Source organism: Janthinobacterium kochi, assembly GCF_051380715.1.
Lineage (GTDB): Bacteria > Pseudomonadota > Gammaproteobacteria > Burkholderiales > Burkholderiaceae_D > Janthinobacterium.
Genome location: NZ_JBNYXO010000001.1, coordinates 63,240 through 80,973, shown reverse-complemented (window position 1 = coordinate 80,973; position 17,734 = coordinate 63,240). Strand labels below are relative to the sequence as shown.

General features: G+C 60.2%; 15 protein-coding genes. 4 read left to right on the top strand and 11 right to left on the bottom strand.

Features of this window, described 5'->3' with window-relative positions; genetic code table 11:
* Positions 1 to 9 precede the first annotated feature (9 nt).
* The 11 genes from ACQ4WL_RS00335 to ACQ4WL_RS00285 form a co-directional block, all read right to left on the bottom strand.
* Positions 10 to 2,862: a 2-oxoglutarate dehydrogenase E1 component gene (locus ACQ4WL_RS00335; protein WP_034752063.1), complete on the bottom strand. Its 2,853-nt coding sequence runs from the start codon at positions 2,860 to 2,862 to the stop codon at positions 10 to 12.
* Positions 2,863 to 3,116: 254 nt separating this feature from the next.
* Positions 3,117 to 4,091 (bottom strand): LysR family transcriptional regulator, encoded by a 975-nt coding sequence (locus ACQ4WL_RS00330; protein WP_436507387.1) that lies wholly within the window; start codon positions 4,089 to 4,091, stop codon positions 3,117 to 3,119.
* Positions 4,092 to 4,324: 233 nt separating this feature from the next.
* The gene (locus ACQ4WL_RS00325) at positions 4,325 to 4,867 is read right to left on the bottom strand and encodes an NAD(P)H-dependent oxidoreductase (RefSeq protein WP_436507386.1); all 543 of its coding nucleotides are present in this window, start codon (positions 4,865 to 4,867) and stop codon (positions 4,325 to 4,327) included.
* Between the two features lie 224 nt (positions 4,868 to 5,091).
* Positions 5,092 to 5,433: a winged helix-turn-helix transcriptional regulator gene (locus ACQ4WL_RS00320; protein WP_436507385.1), complete on the bottom strand. Its 342-nt coding sequence runs from the start codon at positions 5,431 to 5,433 to the stop codon at positions 5,092 to 5,094.
* Between the two features lie 130 nt (positions 5,434 to 5,563).
* Positions 5,564 to 6,865 carry a citrate synthase gene (gltA, locus tag ACQ4WL_RS00315; RefSeq protein WP_131688203.1) on the bottom strand — a complete coding sequence of 434 codons (1,302 nt, stop codon included), beginning with the start codon at positions 6,863 to 6,865 and terminating at the stop codon, positions 5,564 to 5,566.
* A gap of 123 nt (positions 6,866 to 6,988) precedes the next feature.
* Complete coding sequence (locus ACQ4WL_RS00310) at positions 6,989 to 7,270, bottom strand: FAD assembly factor SdhE (RefSeq protein WP_034752073.1); 282 nt, start codon at positions 7,268 to 7,270, stop codon at positions 6,989 to 6,991.
* Between the two features lie 117 nt (positions 7,271 to 7,387).
* Complete coding sequence (locus ACQ4WL_RS00305; RefSeq protein ID WP_034752075.1) at positions 7,388 to 8,098, bottom strand: succinate dehydrogenase iron-sulfur subunit; 711 nt, start codon at positions 8,096 to 8,098, stop codon at positions 7,388 to 7,390.
* Between the two features lie 10 nt (positions 8,099 to 8,108).
* Positions 8,109 to 9,890, bottom strand: coding sequence for a succinate dehydrogenase flavoprotein subunit (gene sdhA / locus ACQ4WL_RS00300; RefSeq protein ID WP_436507383.1), 1,782 nt, complete (start codon positions 9,888 to 9,890; stop codon positions 8,109 to 8,111).
* 2 nt (positions 9,891 to 9,892) lie between these two features.
* A complete protein-coding gene (gene sdhD / locus ACQ4WL_RS00295) occupies positions 9,893 to 10,258 on the bottom strand; it encodes a succinate dehydrogenase, hydrophobic membrane anchor protein (RefSeq protein ID WP_071076254.1) in 366 nt (121 codons plus the stop codon).
* Positions 10,258 to 10,680 carry a succinate dehydrogenase, cytochrome b556 subunit gene (gene sdhC, locus ACQ4WL_RS00290; protein ID WP_071076253.1) on the bottom strand — a complete coding sequence of 141 codons (423 nt, stop codon included), beginning with the start codon at positions 10,678 to 10,680 and terminating at the stop codon, positions 10,258 to 10,260. Before sdhC ends, sdhD begins: the two co-directional genes overlap by 1 nt.
* 306 nt (positions 10,681 to 10,986) lie before the next feature.
* On the bottom strand, positions 10,987 to 11,871 hold the full coding sequence (locus ACQ4WL_RS00285; RefSeq protein WP_436507382.1) for a GntR family transcriptional regulator: 885 nt from the start codon (positions 11,869 to 11,871) through the stop codon (positions 10,987 to 10,989).
* Between the two features lie 304 nt (positions 11,872 to 12,175).
* Here ACQ4WL_RS00285 and ACQ4WL_RS00280 point away from each other — a divergent pair, with 304 nt between their 5' ends.
* The 4 genes from ACQ4WL_RS00280 (at position 12,176) to acnA (ending at position 17,652) form a co-directional block, all read left to right on the top strand.
* Complete coding sequence (locus tag ACQ4WL_RS00280; RefSeq protein WP_436507381.1) at positions 12,176 to 13,165, top strand: malate dehydrogenase; 990 nt, start codon at positions 12,176 to 12,178, stop codon at positions 13,163 to 13,165.
* A gap of 111 nt (positions 13,166 to 13,276) precedes the next feature.
* The gene (locus tag ACQ4WL_RS00275) at positions 13,277 to 14,275 is read left to right on the top strand and encodes an HpcH/HpaI aldolase/citrate lyase family protein (protein WP_099762940.1); all 999 of its coding nucleotides are present in this window, start codon (positions 13,277 to 13,279) and stop codon (positions 14,273 to 14,275) included.
* Between the two features lie 13 nt (positions 14,276 to 14,288).
* A complete protein-coding gene (locus tag ACQ4WL_RS00270; protein WP_436507380.1) occupies positions 14,289 to 14,843 on the top strand; it encodes a hypothetical protein in 555 nt (184 codons plus the stop codon).
* 88 nt (positions 14,844 to 14,931) lie between these two features.
* Positions 14,932 to 17,652, top strand: a complete 2,721-nt coding sequence (acnA, locus tag ACQ4WL_RS00265; RefSeq protein WP_436507379.1) for an aconitate hydratase AcnA — start codon at positions 14,932 to 14,934, stop codon at positions 17,650 to 17,652.
* Positions 17,653 to 17,734: the final 82 nt, after the last annotated feature.

Sequence of the window (17,734 nt, the reverse complement as noted above, 5' to 3'; positions counted from 1 at the left end):
CCCTGCCACTTACTTGGTCAGGATAAAACCCTTCAGCTTCGAGAATGCCGTTTCCAGCAGATCTTTTTGCTGGGCGTAGTGCTTGTCATAGTAACCGACAGCAGGCGACGCCGAAGCAGGACGGCCGGCGTAGGCCAGACGCTGACCCGATTCCAGGCCTTCGAAGATGTTGTGCTGGATCTGGAACCAGGCGCCCTGGTTTTGCGGCTCGTCCTGGGCCCATACGACTTCGACCAGGTTCGGGAACTTCTTCAGCTCAGCAGCGAACGACTTGTGCGGGAACGGATACAGCTGCTCCAGGCGCACGATGGCCGTGTCGGTCTGTCCGCGCGTCTTGCGTGCGTTGACCAGGTCGTAGTAGACCTTGCCCGAGCAGGCGACCACGCGCTTGACTTTCTTGGCATCGATTTTGTCGTCGACTTCGCCGATGACGGTCTGGAAACCACCCTTGGCCAGGTCGGTCAGCGGCGAACCGGCATCCTTGTTGCGCAACAGCGACTTCGGCGTCAGGATGACCAGCGGCTTGCGGAACTGGCGCACCATCTGGCGGCGCAGCAAATGGAAGATCTGCGAAGCCGTCGTCGGCTGCACCACTTGCATGTTGTTATCTGCGCACAGCTGCAGGAAACGTTCAGGACGCGCGGACGAGTGCTCAGGACCCTGGCCTTCGTAACCGTGCGGCAGCATCATGACCAGGCCCGAAGCGCGGCCCCACTTGACTTCGCCGGAGCTGATGAATTGGTCGATCACCACTTGCGCGCCGTTGGCGAAGTCGCCGAACTGGGCTTCCCAGATCGTCAGCGTGTTCGGTTCAGCGGTCGAGTAGCCGTATTCGAAGGCCAATACGGCTTCTTCGGACAGCACCGAGTCGATGACGGTGAACGGCGCCTGGTTGTCCGACACGTTTTGCAGCGGAATGTAGGTACCGGCATCCCAACGCTCGCGGTTTTGATCATGCAAGACGGCGTGGCGGTGCACGAAGGTACCGCGGCCGGCGTCCTGGCCCGTCAGGCGGATGGCGTAGCCGGACGATACCAGCGAAGCGTAGGCCAGGTGTTCGCCCATGCCCCAGTCCAGGTTCATTTCGCCACGGCCCATGGTGCCACGGTCGCCCAGTACTTTTTCAACCAGGGAGTGGACCTTGAAGTCTTCCGGCACGGTGGTGATGCGGGTGGCCAGGCGTTTGAGTTCAGTCATCGGCACGGCGGTGTCGGCCGAATCGGTCCACTTCTTGTTCAGGAACGGCAGCCAGTCGACGGCGTACTTGTTCTTGAAGTTCGAGATGACCGGATCGACGGTATGCTTGCCGGCGTCCATGGCGTCGCGGAAAGCGGCCACCATCTTGTCGCCGCCATCAGCAGGGATCACGCCTTGCGCTACCAGTTTGTCCGCGTACAGCTTGCGGGTGCCTGGATGCTGGCCGATCTTCTTGTACATCAGTGGCTGCGTCAGTGCCGGCGTATCTTGCTCGTTGTGGCCCAGCTTGCGGTAGCAGATGATGTCGAGGACGATGTCCTTCTTGAATTCCATGCGGTAGTCGAGCGCGATCTGCGTCGCCAGCACCACAGCTTCAGGATCATCGGCATTGATGTGCAGGACCGGTGCTTCGATCATCTTGACGACGTCCGAGCAGTACAGGGTCGAGCGTGCATCGCGCGGATCCGAGGTGGTGAAACCGATCTGGTTGTTGATCACGATATGCACCGTGCCGCCCGTATGGTAGCCACGGGTTTGCGCCAGATTCAGCGTTTCCATGACCACGCCCTGGCCGGCGAAAGCGGCATCGCCGTGCACCAGGATAGGCAGCACTTGCGCGCCCTGCGCATCGCCGCGGCGATCCATGCGGGCCTTGACGGAACCTTCGACGACAGGGTTGACGATTTCCAGGTGCGACGGGTTGAACGCCAGCGACAGGTGGACCGGGCCGCCTGCAGTGGAGATGTCCGACGAGAAGCCTTGATGGTACTTCACGTCGCCGGCAGGCAGGTCGTCGCCATGCTTGCCTTCGAATTCTTCGAACAGTTCCTGTGGCGCCTTGCCCAGGGTGTTCACCAGCACGTTCAGGCGGCCGCGGTGGGCCATGCCGATGACGATTTCCTGCACGCCTTTTTCGCCGGCGCGCTGGATGGTTTCATCCATCGAGGCGATGAAAGTTTCGCCGCCTTCCAGGGAGAAGCGCTTCTGGCCCACGTAACGGGTGTGCAGATAGCGTTCCAGGCCTTCAGCCGCGGTCAGGCGGTCGAGGATGTGGATTTTTTTCTCTGGGGTGAAATTCGGGGTGGAGCGGATCGATTCCAGCTTCTCTTGCAACCAGCGCTTTTCGGCCGGATCGGAGATGTACATGAATTCGGCGCCGATCGAACGCGTGTAGGTGTCGCGCAGATAATTGAGCAGATCGCGCAGGGTGGCGGTCTCGGGGCCAAAATAGGTATTGCTGATGTTGAACACGGTGTCCATGTCCGCATCGGTGAAACCGTAGAAGCTCGGCTCGAGCTCAGGGATCATCGGACGTTCCTGGCGTTGCAGCGGATCCAGATTGGCCCAGTGCGAACCGAGGTAGCGGTAAGCGGCGATCAGTTGCGTTGCAGCAACACGCTTGCGGCCCATTTCAGCATCGAAGGAAGCGGTCACTGTGCGGATCGGACCAGCTTTTGCGCGCTCGGCGAACGAGGCGACGACGGAGGCATGCGCCACGTCAGGCTTGTTGGTGCCGTCGACGGCAGGCACGTGCTGCATCGCGTCGAAATAGGAACGCCAGTTATCGGGTACCGAGCCTGGATTGTTCAGATACGCCTCGTACAGGTCTTCCACGTACGGAGCATTCCCACCGAACAGGTAGGAGTTGGTCGTTAATTGCTGCATATATTGCTCACCTTTCTTCGCGCTTCGCGAGATTAGCGGGTTAATCTAACCTTCCGCGACACGGCCTGACCGGTTAGCGGATTGCACATCAAGTTGTGGGGAAGGGCTTTTTTATTGCACCAGCATTCTGCATACCGTCATTTAGAATAGCACGCGGTATTGTAACGCAACAACCACTAGTTGAATTTTATTTGGCAAGCAAATGTAAGCTGCGTCGTTGATTTTCCGGGGCTTGCCAGCTTTTACTGTTGCGCTTACGGCACTTCCTTGTCCACGCTGGCGTGCCGCTTGCGCCCAACTGGTCTGCCAGACAAAAGCGGCGGCGCGATGGCTGCCAGCCAATCGGCATCGCCCGCAAACCACTCGACCAGGAAGTCGAGCATGGTGCGCAGCAGCGGCGACATCTGCTGGCGCGACGTATAGATGCCATAGATGCCCATGTCCTGCGGCAGATACGCGGGCAAGAGTTCCACCAGCTGGCCGCTGGCGATCAGCGGCGCGGCCGAATAGCGCGGCTGCATGGCGATGCCCGCCCCCGCCACCGTCGCCACCAGTAGTACCAGCGACTCATTGGCCGACAGGCGGCCGCTGACGGGGACAGTAAGCGCTTCCCCGTCGTGCGTAAACTGCCACAGGCTCTTGCCGAAATACGTATAGGTCAGACAATTATGCAGGGCCAGGTCTTCCGCCCGGCGCGGCGTGCCGTGCGCTGCCAGGTACGATGGTGCAGCGCACACCACCGACGCGCAACTGGCCAACTGGCGCGCGATCAGGTTCGGTTCGAGCGCGTTGGTGATGCGGATCGCCAGGTCGATGCGCTGCTCTACCAGGTTGACGGCGCGGTTCTCCATCTGCAGGTCGACGGCGGCGCGCGGATAGCACCGCAGGTAAGCGGTCACTGCGCCAGCGAGCGCCGTCTGCGCCAGCGATTGCGAACAGGTAATGCGCAACAAGCCGTGCGGCGTGTCGAGGCCTTCGGGCGAAGCAACGCCCATGGCGCCGGCCACTTCCAGCATCTGGCGGCAGCGCGCCAGCGTGACCTCGCCCGCATCCGTCAGGCTCAGCCGGCGCGTGGTGCGATGCAGCAGGCGCGCCCCCGCCCACTGCTCCATCTCGGCCAGGTAGCGCGTCACCATGGCGCGCGACATATCGAGCGCCTCACTGGCGGCCACCATGCTGCCGCGCTCGGCGATGGCGACAAATACTTGTGCGGCGGTGATGCGGTCCATCTGCGACTCTCCATTGATTCGGTCGATCCATGCAACCAAGTATTGCAATCTACCCTATTTCTTGCGCCTGGTCGAAAGCAGAATATGTCTGCACGCGCCGCCCGCCCCTCCACCTCATTACTGTTGAGCGCGTTGGCGGACGCCATCCTGATCAACGCCCAGTTCCTGCACGACGATGCAGCGCAGTTAGCGCACACCATCGCCACCAGCGACAAGCGCCGGCACAGCCCGCCTTACGAGGCAGCCAGAAAGCGCTCATACTCTTGCGCGCTGCGTGCCAGCCGCTCGGCATAGCCCGTTTCCTTCGGACCGTCTTCCGCACCATAGAAAGCAAAGAAACGGCGATTGTCGGCGCCGATATACGCAAGGGTGATATCAAACGGCGCCAGCAGCTGCGCAAGGGTGACGTTCCACTTGCCTTGCGGCGTGAAGTCCTCCTGGCGGATGCCGGCCGTGACGGCCAGCGCCACCTTGCGGCCCTGGAAGGCATCGCCGCCCGTGCCGTAAGCCCAGCCATACGCCAGCACCTCATCGAGCCACTGCTTCATCATGGGCGGACAGTTAAACCAGTACACGGGGAATTGCAAGACCACATTGGCGTGCGCCTCCACCAGCGCCTGTTCGCGCGCCACATCGATTTTTCCATCCGGATAAGCCTGCTGCACATTATGGATGGTGTAACGGTCGGGATACTGCGCCAGCTCCTGCAGCCAGCGCTTGTTGGCGACTGACGTATCGATGGAGGGATGGAAAACGATAACGAGGGTTTTCATCATGCTGCTTTCATGAAAATGGATGGACGCACCAGCCCCGCCCTCTCAGGAAAGCAGGCAAGCCGGTACCCTGCCCCGTGGTGCGCAGCCCGTGGCCGCGCACCTGCAGAGGCAAAAACAGCATAACCACGCTGAGTACTTTTCACAAGTACGCACCTTTACTACCCATACCGTATAAAAGGTAAGCTACCCAACCGCAGAAAGCCGCCTGGCCATGCACTTCCGGATCAGGCTGGCTGGTGCCGCTCGCCCCATTCGCACAGGGTATGCAGCACGGGGATCAGCGAGGTGCCCTTGCTTGAGAGCGAATATTCAACCTTGGGCGGCACTTGCGGATATTCCTTGCGGATAATCAGCGCATCAGCCTCCAACTCCTTCAGCACGACGCTGAGAGTCTTGAAGGCGATGCCTCCGAGATGACGCTTGAGTTCGTTGTGCCGCAACACCTTGTTTTCCGCGAGCGCATACAGGATCAGCATCTTGTACTTGCCGCCGATCAGCGACAAGGTGTAGCCAAATGCCGTATCGCCGAGGGCCACGCCGCCGGGGGCGCATGTTTCTTGATTCATCGCGTTGTGTTTCCTGTTGGTCCTGGGTCCGAGCATACCAGCCTGACAGCCCTGATTTGCCTCGCCCGGCAAGACGCGCATAAAAAAACGGGCCGAAGCCCGTTTTTTGTTTGCTCGATACCGCCGTGGATTAACGCTTGTCCAGTGGCAGTACTTCGCGCGTGGTCGAACCGACGAACAGTTGGCGCGGACGGCCGATTTTCTGTTCCGGGTCGGCGATCATCTCGTTCCATTGGGCGATCCAGCCGATCGTACGGGCCATGGCGAAGATACCGGTGAACAGCGATACCGGGATGCCCAGTGCGGACTGCACGATGCCCGAGTAGAAGTCGACGTTCGGGTACAGTTTGCGCGACACGAAGTACTCGTCGTTCAGCGCAATCTTTTCCAGTTCCATCGCCAGCTTGAACAGCGGGTCGTCTTGCAGACCCAGTTCTTGCAGCACTTCGTAGCAGGTTTCACGCATCAGCTTGGCGCGTGGGTCGAAGTTCTTGTACACGCGGTGGCCAAAGCCCATCAGCTTGACGCCGGAGTTCTTGTCCTTGACTTGGGCGATGAAGGCAGGGATGTTCTCGACGGTGCCGATTTCTTTCAGCATGTTGAGTGCCGCTTCGTTGGCGCCGCCGTGGGCAGGGCCCCACAGGCAGGCGATACCGGCAGCGATACAGGCGAACGGGTTGGCGCCCGACGAACCGGCCAGACGGACGGTCGAGGTCGATGCGTTTTGCTCGTGGTCTGCATGCAGGATCAGGATGCGGTCCAGGGCGCGCACCAGCACGTCGTTGACCTTGTACTCTTCGCACGGATTGGCGAACATCATGTGCATGAAGTTGGCGCTGTACGACAGGTCGTTGCGTGGGTACACGAACGGTTGGCCGACCGAGTACTTGTAGGTCATGGCGACCAGGGTTGGCATCTTGGCGATCAGGCGGATGGCCGACACTTCGCGGTGATGCGGGTCGTTGATGTCCAGCGAGTCATGGTAGAACGATGCCAGCGCGCCGACGGTGCCCACCAGGACCGACATCGGATGCGCGTCGCGGCGGAAGCCACGGAAGAAGAATTGCATCTGTTCGTGCACCATCGTGTGCTTGGTGACGGTGTCGACGAACTTGGCTTTCTGCGCCGCGTTCGGCAATTCGCCGTTCAGCAGCAGGTAGCACGATTCCATGAAGTCGGCGTTGACGGCCAACTGTTCGATCGGGTAACCACGGTACAGCAGCTCGCCCTTGTCGCCGTCGATGTAGGTGATCGACGAGTTGCAGGCGGCCGTCGACATAAAGCCTGGGTCGTAGGTGAACTTGCCGCTACCGGCGTACAGTTTACGGATGTCGATGACGTCCGGGCCAACCGTGCCTTTGTAGATTGGAAATTCAAGCGATGGGCTGCCATCGGAGAACGACAGGGTAGCTTTTGTGTCAGAGATATTCATGGGCTCTTCCTTCTCGGGAGTGAGTCGAAATAAAAAATCAAAAATTCTGGCTGCAATTCGCACCGCAATTCGGCAGTGCTACAGCGCGCCACTCGCACCGTTTGCAATATATCGCCCAGGCGTCTAGGCAATGCGCAGTCGTTGCAGCAGTGCGCGCACATGCGGCAGATCGACTTCGCCTTCCGGCTCTTTACGGGCCAGTACCAGATCCATTAACGCATTGTCCGATAAATCCAGCAAACGCGTCAGCGCGTCAACTTCTTCATCGGTCAATTCGGTTTCATACGCATCGAGAAAACGGGTCAGGATAATGTCGTTTTCCAGCAGGCCACGGCGTGAACGCCAGCGCAGGCGGGCGCGGTTGGCCGGGTCGGCCTGATGCGAGGACAAAATTGATTCTGTCATTTGGTTTACCACTTTACGTGTGCCTTGCGGCACGCTGCTGCTTTGCAGGCGCCGCCTGCAGGCAAGAGAGGATACCCTCTTCCCGCAAACGGCGCCCGGCGGACGCGATTCGACGAATCAGATCGCGCGGCGGACCATCAATTCCTTGATCTTGCCGATCGCCTTGTTCGGGTTCAACCCTTTCGGGCAGACGTCGACGCAGTTCATGATCGAATGGCAGCGGAACAGGCGGTACGGGTCTTCCAGGTTGTCCAGACGCGCGCCGGTGGCTTCGTCGCGCGAATCGGCGATGAAGCGGTAGGCTTGCAGCAGGCCGGCCGGGCCGACGAATTTGTCCGGATTCCACCAGAACGACGGGCACGACGTGGAGCAGCATGCGCACAGGATGCACTCGTACAGGCCATCGAGTTCTTCGCGCTGTTCCGGCGACTGCAGGCGTTCTTTTTCAGGCGGGATCGAATCGTTGATCAGGAACGGCTTGATCGAATCGTACTGCTTGAAAAATTGCGTCATGTCGACGATCAGATCGCGGATGACCGGCAAACCTGGCAACGGACGCAGCACGATAGGCTCGGACAGTTCGTTCAGGTTGGTGGTGCATGCCAGGCCGTTCTTGCCGTTGATGTTCATCGCGTCCGAACCGCACACGCCTTCGCGGCACGAGCGGCGCAGGGCCAGCGAGTCATCGACGTCCGCCTTGATGCGCTGCAATGCATCGAGCAGCATCTTGTCGGTGTCTTTCAGTTCGACCGTCAGGTCTTGCATGTACGGCTTGGCATCCTGGTCAGGATCGTAGCGGTAAATTTTGAATTTAAGAGTGCGTGCCATGTTCTGACCTTTAGAAAGTACGTGGTTTTGGCTTGAAGGTATCGACCGTCAGCGGTTTCGTGACGACTGGCTTGTACGCGAGGCGGTTGCCTTCGGAATACCACAGCGTGTGCTTCATCCAGTTGTCATCGTCGCGTTGCGGGTAGTCGTCCTGGGCGTGCGCGCCGCGCGATTCCTTGCGCGCCGCTGCCGAGACGATGGTCGCCTTCGCCGTTTCGATCAGGTTGTCCAGTTCCAGCGCTTCCACGCGGGCCGTGTTGAAGACCATCGATTTATCCTTGAAGGAGACGTGCTTGCGGCGCTCGTCAAGCTTCATGATTTCTTCGACGCCTTTGTTCAGCATCTCGTCGGTACGGAACACGCCACAGTACTTCTGCATCGTTGCGCGGATGTCGTTTGCCACGCCCTGCACGGTTTCCGAGCCGGTCGAGTTTTCCAGGCGCGCCAGGCGGCCCATGGCAAATTCGGCAGCATCGGCTGGCAAAGGCTTGTTTTCCTTGGCTTTCAGGCCGCTGCCCACGATGTGGTTGCCGGCCGCGCGGCCGAAGACCACCAGGTCGAGCAGCGAGTTCGTGCCCAGACGGTTGGCGCCGTGCACCGAGACGCAGGCGCATTCGCCGATCGCGTACAGGCCGTTGACGACTTGCGCCGAATTATCCGGACCGGTCGGGGTGACGACCTGGCCGTGGATGTTCGTCGGAATGCCGCCCATCTGGTAGTGAATCGTCGGCACGACAGGAATCGGTTCCTTGGTCGCATCGACGTTGGCGAACTTGTGGCCGATTTCCAGGATCGACGGCAGGCGCTTGGCGATGGTATCGGCACCGATATGGCGCAGGTCCAGCATCACGTGGTCCTTGTTCGGACCGCAGCCGCGGCCTTCCTTGATTTCCTGGTCCATCGAACGCGAGACGAAGTCGCGCGGCGCCAGATCCTTCAGGGTCGGCGCATAGCGCTCCATGAAGCGTTCGCCTTCGCTATTGATCAGGATGCCGCCTTCGCCGCGCACGCCTTCGGTGATCAAGACGCCCGCGCCGGCAACGCCGGTCGGGTGGAACTGCCAGAATTCCATGTCTTGCAGCGGCAGGCCGGCACGTGCCGCCATGCCCATGCCGTCGCCGGTGTTGATGAAGGCATTCGTCGAGGCGGCGAAGATGCGGCCTGCGCCGCCCGTTGCCATGACCGTCGTCTTTGCTTCCAGGATCATGCATTCGCCGGTTTCCATTTCCAGCGCAACAACACCAATCACGTCGCCTTCGGCGTCGCGGATCAGGTCGAGTGCCATCCATTCGACGAAGAAGTGCGTACGCGCACGCACGTTGCGCTGGTACAGCGTATGCAACAGGGCGTGACCGGTACGGTCGGCTGCCGCGCAAGCGCGCTGCACCGGCTTTTCGCCGAAGTGGGCCGTATGGCCGCCGAAGGGACGCTGATAGATGGTGCCGTCAGGGTTGCGGTCGAATGGCATGCCGAAGTGTTCCAGTTCGTACACGACTTTCGGTGCTTCGCGGCACATGAATTCGATGGCATCCTGGTCGCCCAGATAGTCGCCACCCTTGACGGTGTCGAACATGTGCCAGAACCAGTTGTCTTCGGCCATGTTGCCGAGCGATGCGCCGATACCGCCCTGCGCCGCCACGGTGTGCGAGCGGGTCGGGAAAACTTTCGACAGAACAGCGACGTTCAGGCCGGCTTCAGCCAGTTGCAACGACGCGCGCATGCCGGAACCACCGGCGCCAACGATAACCGCATCAAAGCGGCGGGTAGGAATTGCAGATTTATATGCTGCCACGATTACACACTCCAGAGTATCTGCACCGTCCAAGCGGCACAAGCGATCAACCACAGCATGGTGGCAATTTGCAGCGTCAAACGGAGGCCAGCGCTTTTCACGTAGTCCATCCAGATATCGCGTACGCCCACCCATGCGTGGTAAAACAGGGCGACGAAAGTCACCAGGCTGAATAATTTGAACCATTGCTGTGCAAACAATCCTGCCCAGCCTTCATAGCTGAAGTTGCTGCCGGTGAGGAAGGAAATCAGCAGGATGGCCACATAAGCCACCATGACGATGGCGGTGACGCGTTGCGCCAGCCAGTCGCGCAAGCCGTAATGGGCACCGACGACGAGGCGTTTCGGTCCGATGTTATTGTCTGCCATTAAAATACTCCAAACAGTTTCAAAGCGACCAATGCCGTCAACACCACGCTCACGACCAGTACGGACGTCGCGGTCTTGCGTGCCGAATCTTTTTCGATAGCAACGTGCACATCCATGAACAGGTGACGGATGCCGGCGCAGAAGTGGTGCAGGAAGGCCCAGACCAGCGCCAGGGTGATCAGCTTGACGAACCAGTGCGATGCGATGCCCTGGAAGTAAGCGTAGGACATTTCGGAACGCAAGCTCTGTTCCAGCATGTACAGGATGCAGGGCAGCAGGGCGAACATGATGAAACCGCTGATGCGATGCAGGATCGAGACGATGGCGCCGACAGCCATGCGGTAGTTCGACAATTCGGTAACATGAATGTTACGGAATTCCGGCCGTTCTTTTTTTGGTACTTCTCTTACGGCTTCAGACATAACAAAAACCTCCCCTTGATAACTAAATATTGAAGCGAAGCCGCGATTTTCGCCTATTTTCGCAACCCACACCAATATCTATTGTTGCATATAACCAAAATGGTTTTTTACTACAAAATATCGCGCTACTTTCCGTAGTTCACGTAATTTAATTACAGAATCGCCGGCAAAGCACGGCCCGCCGGAGCGGGCCATGCTTTAGCTGCGCTTTCTGCTGTCTCCGCTGCCCGCCTTGCGGCAGGCATCTTGCAAGCGATGCACTTCAGCCTTGCTGCTTGTCCGGACACCCGCAGGCGCCCCGCCGCTTCAGCTGAGTTCATTCTGATAATGATGGCGACTGGTCAGATACAAGCCGCGGCGCAGTTCGACCGGCTTGTCGCCGTAGGTAAACGACACGCGCTCCGAGCTGAGCAAGGGCGTGCCGAGATCGATATTGAGCAGTTGCGCGGCGCCCGCGTCGGCGCACACGGCGCGGATCTGCTCGGACGCGCGGATCATGCGCGTGCCAAATTCCGTTTCGAACAGGCCGTACATGGGCCCCTTGTATTCCACCAGGCGTTCGGCCGTCAGGCCCTTGAAGATCAGGCCGGGTAGCCACAGCTCCTCGACGATGGTCGGCACGCCGTCGAAATACTGCACGCGCTTGATGAAGATGACGGCGTCGCCGGACTTCAGGTCCATCAGGCGCGCCACGTCGGCCGGCGCGCGCACGCGCTTGACCTCGATAAACTTGCTTTCCGGGTAGTGCGGCACGCCTTCGTCCGGCACCAGGCGCAGGAAGCGGAAATGCGCGCGCGCCTCATGGTGGGTGGAAACGAAGGTGCCCTTGCCCTGGCGGCGCATGACGAGATTCTCGGCAGCGAGTTCATCGATGGCCTTGCGCACCGTGCCCTGGCTGACCTTGAAACGGCCTGCCAGCTCGACTTCGCTGGGAATGAGCTCGCCCGGTTTCCACTCGCCCGATTGCAGGCTCTGCGTAATCAGCGCCTTGATCTGCTGGTACAGGGGACTGAAGGTAGGTGCTGCGCTGGCGACAGGCATCGCCGGCGTAGTGGCATTGCTGCTGGCCACCGCGGTGACGGGCGTGCTGGCCGCTGCGGCGACGGGCGTGGCCGCAGTGCCCGCGGTCGGACTGACCGCCCCGCTTGCAGCAGTGGCATTGTTGGTCAGATTGGACGAGGCGGAATTCATAGTCCGACATTTCAACACAAATCACTGCCCGCGTCCAGTAAAACACTCGCAGTTATCTGTCTTATATAAGACATAAGATATGATTGACAGATACAGATCAGAGGCCTAAACTGCCCTCGATAAAACTTGTGTGCCAGCGTTTTATGTTGTCGGCCAGCCACTCTGGCCTCGTGCAACACAGGCGTGACGGCAGCGTACACCAGCAATTCGGTGACGCGGGCCGGTTTTGGTATCATTATAGTTTTTCCGGATAAGCGTAAGCCCAGCTTCAAGCCCGTTTTCTTTCCCACTTTGGAGATTCATCATGGCTAAAACCCCAATGCGTGTTGCAGTGACCGGCGCCGCCGGCCAGATCGGCTACGCCCTGTTGTTCCGCATCGCCAATGGCGACATGCTCGGCAAAGACCAGCCTGTCATCTTGCAACTGCTTGAAATCCCGGACGAAAAAGCCCAGAAGGCGCTCAAGGGCGTGATGATGGAAATCGACGACTGCGCCTTCCCGCTGCTGACGGAAATGACTGCTCACGCCGATCCGCTGACCGCATTCAAGGATGTCGACGTGGCCGTACTGGTTGGCGCGCGTCCACGCGGCCCAGGCATGGAACGCAAGGACCTGCTGGAAGCGAACGCCCAGATCTTCACGGTACAAGGCAAGGCGCTCGACGCCGTCGCTTCGCGCAATGTCAAAGTCCTGGTAGTCGGCAACCCTGCCAACACCAACGCTTACATCGCCATGAAATCGGCACCATCGCTGCCGGCGAAAAACTTCACCGCCATGCTGCGCCTGGACCACAACCGCGCGCTGTCGCAAGTCGCTGCCAAGACCGGCACCGCCGTCAAGGATATCGAGAAGCTGACCGTCTGGGGCAACCACTCGCCTACGATGTACGCCGACTACCGTTTCGCCACCGTCAATGGCAAGGCCGTCAAGGACCTGATCAACGACCAGGAATGGAACGCCAACACCTTCCTGCCGACCGTCGGCAAGCGCGGTGCGGCCATCATCGAAGCGCGCGGCCTGTCGTCGGCAGCGTCGGCAGCGAACGCCGCCATCGACCACATCCACGACTGGATGCTGGGCACCGCCGGCAAGTGGACCACCATGGGCGTGCCTTCCGATGGCTCGTATGGCATCCCTGAAGGCACCGTCTTCGGCTTCCCGGTCACCACCGACAACGGTGAGTACACCATCGTTCAAGGCCTGGAAATCGATGCATTCTCGCAAGAGCGCATCAACCTGACCCTGAAAGAACTGACCGAAGAGCGCGAAGGCGTGAAACACCTGCTGGCGTAAATACAGTATTGGCGGCGCGGCCTGAGCGCCGCCCGCCAAGAAGGCCGCCCCGCGAGATTCGCGGCGCGGCTGTTTTATCAAGTAGTCTTTACCTGCAGAAATGCCTTAAGCATGCACCCTTCCGAGGTTTTATTCCAAGGCAAACGCCAGCCGCTGTTGCTCGCCGCTTGCGACCACTACGCCGGCTCTGAAAAGCTGATGCGTAAATCGATTGCTTTGCAACAAGAGCTTGGGCCCCTGTTCGACATCACATTCGACTGCGAAGACGGCGCCAGCGCCGGCAATGAAGAGTCGCACGCCCACATGATCGCCGGCCTGCTGGCCAGCGACGAGAACCAGTTCAACCGCATCGGCGTGCGCGTGCACGACGTCGACAGCCCGTTTTTCGCGCGCGACGTGGAAATCATCTGCGCCGCCGCGGCCCGCCTGGCCTACATCGCCGTACCCAAGGTGGGCGGCGTGCAAGATGCCATGCTGGCCATCGACCTGATCAATCTGCACGCGCGCCGCGCCGGCCGCGACAACCTGCCCGTGCACATCCTGATCGAGACGCATGGCGCGCTGCGCGACGCCTACGCCATCGCCGCCCTGCCCCAGGTCGAATGCCTGTCCTTCGGCATCATGGATTTCGTCTCGGCCCACTACGGCGCCATTCCCGCCGCCGCCATGCGCACGCCGGGCCAGTTTACGCACCCGCTGGTGGTGCGCGCCAAGCTGGAAGTGGCGGCCGCCTGCCACGCGCACGGCAAGGTACCGTCGCACAATGTGACGACCGACGTGCGCGATTCGGCCGTGGTGGCGAATGACGCCCAGCGCGCGACGGCCGAGTTCGGCTACACGCGCATGTGGAGCATCCATCCGGACCAGATCAAGCCCATCATCAAGGCCTTCACGCCGCGCCTGTCCGAAGTCAACGAGGCCAGCAACATCCTGAATGAAGCGCTGCGCGCCAACTGGGGACCGATTGCGCAAAATGGCCGCTTGCATGACCGCGCCAGCTACCGATATTATTGGACCGTTTTACAACGCGCCAAACTGGCAGGCCTGGGCTTGCCCGAGGCGGCCGCTGCATTACTCAACACCCCCTCTTCCAGCACCACTGAAAACTGACAGGAATTACACGATGTCCCTCTCCAAATTAGCCATTGCCTGCAGCGTCGCGCTGGGCGCCATGACCCTCACGCTGGCGCCAGCCAGCTTCGCCGCCACGGATACCAAGGAGCCGGCAAAAGCCAAGGCCGTCAAGGCCAAGCCGAAAGCCAAGGCCGTCAAGGCCAAGGCGGCCGCCAAGGAAGCGCATCCGCTCGCCATGTCGGTCGTCGACAAGGAAGAATCGGATGAGCCGGACACCGCAGGCTCGGCCTCCACCGATTTCAATTGTGAACTTGGTAATAAAATTACCATCTACACCAATGCTACTGACGACAAACACATCGCCCTGCGCTGGAAGAAGCGCCTGCACCGCCTGAGCCGCGTGGGCACCACCACCGGCGCCAACCGCTTCGAGAACCGCTTGTACGGCCTGGTCTGGATCGGCATCCCGGCCAAAGGCATGCTGCTCGATTCCAAGCAGGGCCGCCAGCTGGCCAATGAATGCAAGGATGCGGAGCAAGCCAAGCCGGCAGCCTTGGTGGAAGCCCCGCCATCGCTGGGCGTCTTGCCAGTCACCGGCGGCTGATGTGCGTAGCAAGGGCCTCTTCGGGGGCTCAGTCATGTTTTGTAATTTGAATCATCAATAAATAGACGATACCCAACAAGGAGAGGTCATGTCCCGCAACACTCTGAACACGCTCAAGGACTTTAATATTTCGGATAGCAAGAAGGGCAAGCTGTACTCCCTGCCTGCGCTGGAAAAAAGCCTGGGCATCAATGTCTCCCGCCTGCCAGTGTCGATTCGCATCGTGCTCGAATCGGTATTGCGCAACTGCGACGGCAAAAAAGTCACCGAAGAACACGTCAAGCAATTGGCGAGCTGGGGCCCGACCGCCGAGCGCACCGACGAGATCCCGTTCGTAGTGGCGCGCGTCGTGCTGCAAGACTTCACCGGCGTTCCCCTGCTGGCCGACCTGGCAGCCATGCGCAACGTGGCCGCCAAGATGGGTATCAACGCCAAGAAAATCGAACCGCTGGTGCCAGTCGACCTGGTGGTCGACCACTCGGTGACCATCGATCACTACCGCGAAAAGAAAGCGCTGGACCTGAACATGAAACTGGAATTCTCGCGTAACAACGAGCGTTACCAGTTCATGAAATGGGGCATGCAGGCATTCGACACCTTCGGCGTCGTGCCACCAGGCTTCGGCATCGTCCACCAGGTCAATCTGGAATACCTGGCACGCGGCGTGCACCACGCAGGCAAGAAAGCCGGCGACGTGTACTACCCTGACACCCTGGTCGGCACCGACTCGCACACCACCATGATCAACGGCATCGGCGTAGTCGGCTGGGGCGTGGGCGGCATCGAGGCGGAAGCGGGCATGCTGGGCCAGCCGGTTTACTTCCTGACGCCTGACGTCATCGGCGTGAACCTGACCGGCGCGCTGCGCGAAGGCTGCACCGCCACCGATCTGGTACTGACCATCACCGAATTGCTGCGCAAAGAGAAAGTCGTCGGCAAGTTCGTCGAATTCTTCGGTGTAGGCACCGAGTCCTTGACCCTGACGGACCGCGCGACGATCGCCAACATGGCACCGGAATACGGCGCGACCATGGGCTTCTTCCCGGTCGACGACGCGACCATCGATTATTTCAAGGGCACCGGCCGCAGCAAGGCTGAAATCGCCGCGTTCGAAAGCTACTTCAAGGCGCAAAACCTGTACGGCATTCCAAAAGCGGGCGACATCGACTACACCCGCGTGGTGGAACTGAACCTGGCCACGGTCGCACCGTCGCTAGCCGGCCCGAAACGCCCGCAAGACCGTATCGAAATCGGCAACGTCAAGGCGAACTTCGCCGAACTGTTCGCCAAGCCGACCACGGAAAACGGCTTCAACAAGAACCCGGCCGACCTGAACGCCGTGTACGAAACGACGAATGGCGTGAAAGTGTCGAACGGCGACGTGCTGATCGCCGCGATCACTTCGTGCACCAACACCTCGAACCCGAGCGTGATGCTGGCGGCCGGCCTGCTGGCCAAGAAAGCCGTCGAAGCCGGCCTGAAAGTTGCGCCGCACATCAAGACGTCGCTGGCTCCCGGCTCGCGCGTCGTCACCGAGTACCTGACGGCTGCCGGCCTGCTGCCTTACCTGGAAAAACTGGGCTTCGGCGTCACCGCCTACGGCTGCACCACCTGTATCGGCAATGCGGGCGACCTGACGCCTGAGCTGAACGCCGCGATTGCCACGCACGACATCGTCGCCTCGGCCGTGCTGTCGGGTAACCGCAACTTCGAAGCGCGTATTCACCCGAACATCCGCTCGAACTTCCTGGCTTCGCCACCGCTGGTCGTCGCCTACGCCATCGCCGGCAACATGACGCGCGACCTGATGACGGAACCTGTCGGCAAGGGCAAGGGCGGCAAGGACGTCTACCTGGGCGACATCTGGCCGACCTCGGCTGAAGTGTCGGCCATGATGAAGTTCGCCATGAACGCCAAGGTGTTCAAGGACAACTACGCCGACGTCAAGGGCGCGCCAGGCAAGCTGTGGGAGAAAGTCACCACCGTGTCCGGTCAAGTCTACAACTGGCCAAAATCGACTTACATCGCGGAGCCACCGTTCTTCGACAACTTCTCGATGACGCCAGCAGCAGTGGCCACCGGCATCGAAGGCGCGCGCGCACTGGGCGTGTTCGGCGATTCCATCACCACCGACCACATCTCGCCAGCCGGCTCGATCCAGGAAAACGGTCCTGCAGGCAAATGGCTGAAGGAAAACGGCGTCCTGAAAGCGGACTTCAACTCCTACGGCTCGCGTCGCGGTAACCATGAAATCATGATGCGCGGCACGTTCGCCAACGTGCGTATCAAAAACCGCATGATCCCTGCCAAGGCAGACGGTTCGGCGGTCGAAGGCGGCATCACGATCCACCAGCCTTCCGGCGAAGAAATGTCGATCTACGACGCAGCGATGAAATATGTTGCTGAAGGTACGCCAACCATGGTTTTCGGCGGCGAAGAGTACGGTACGGGCTCGTCGCGCGACTGGGCAGCCAAAGGTACGCAACTGCTGGGCGTGAAAGCCGTGATCACCCGTTCGTTCGAGCGTATTCACCGCTCGAACCTGGTGGGCATGGGCGTGCTGCCGCTGCAATTCATCGGCGACGACAGCGTGCAAACCCTGGGCATCACCGGCAATGAAACCTTCGACCTGAAAGGCCTCGAAGGCGAAATCAAGCCACAGCAACTGGCCACCCTGGTGATCCACCGCGCCGACGGCACCAGCGTCGACGTGAAAGTGCTGCTGCGCATCGATACGCCGATCGAAGTCGATTACTACAAGCACGGCGGTATCCTGCCATTCGTGCTGCGTCAACTGCTGGCCGAGTAGTCAGCCCAGCTGTGATGTAAGATAAGAGCGCCGGTTTCGACCGGCGCTTTTTTTCGTCCCTGCACCCCGTTTTTCCTTGAAA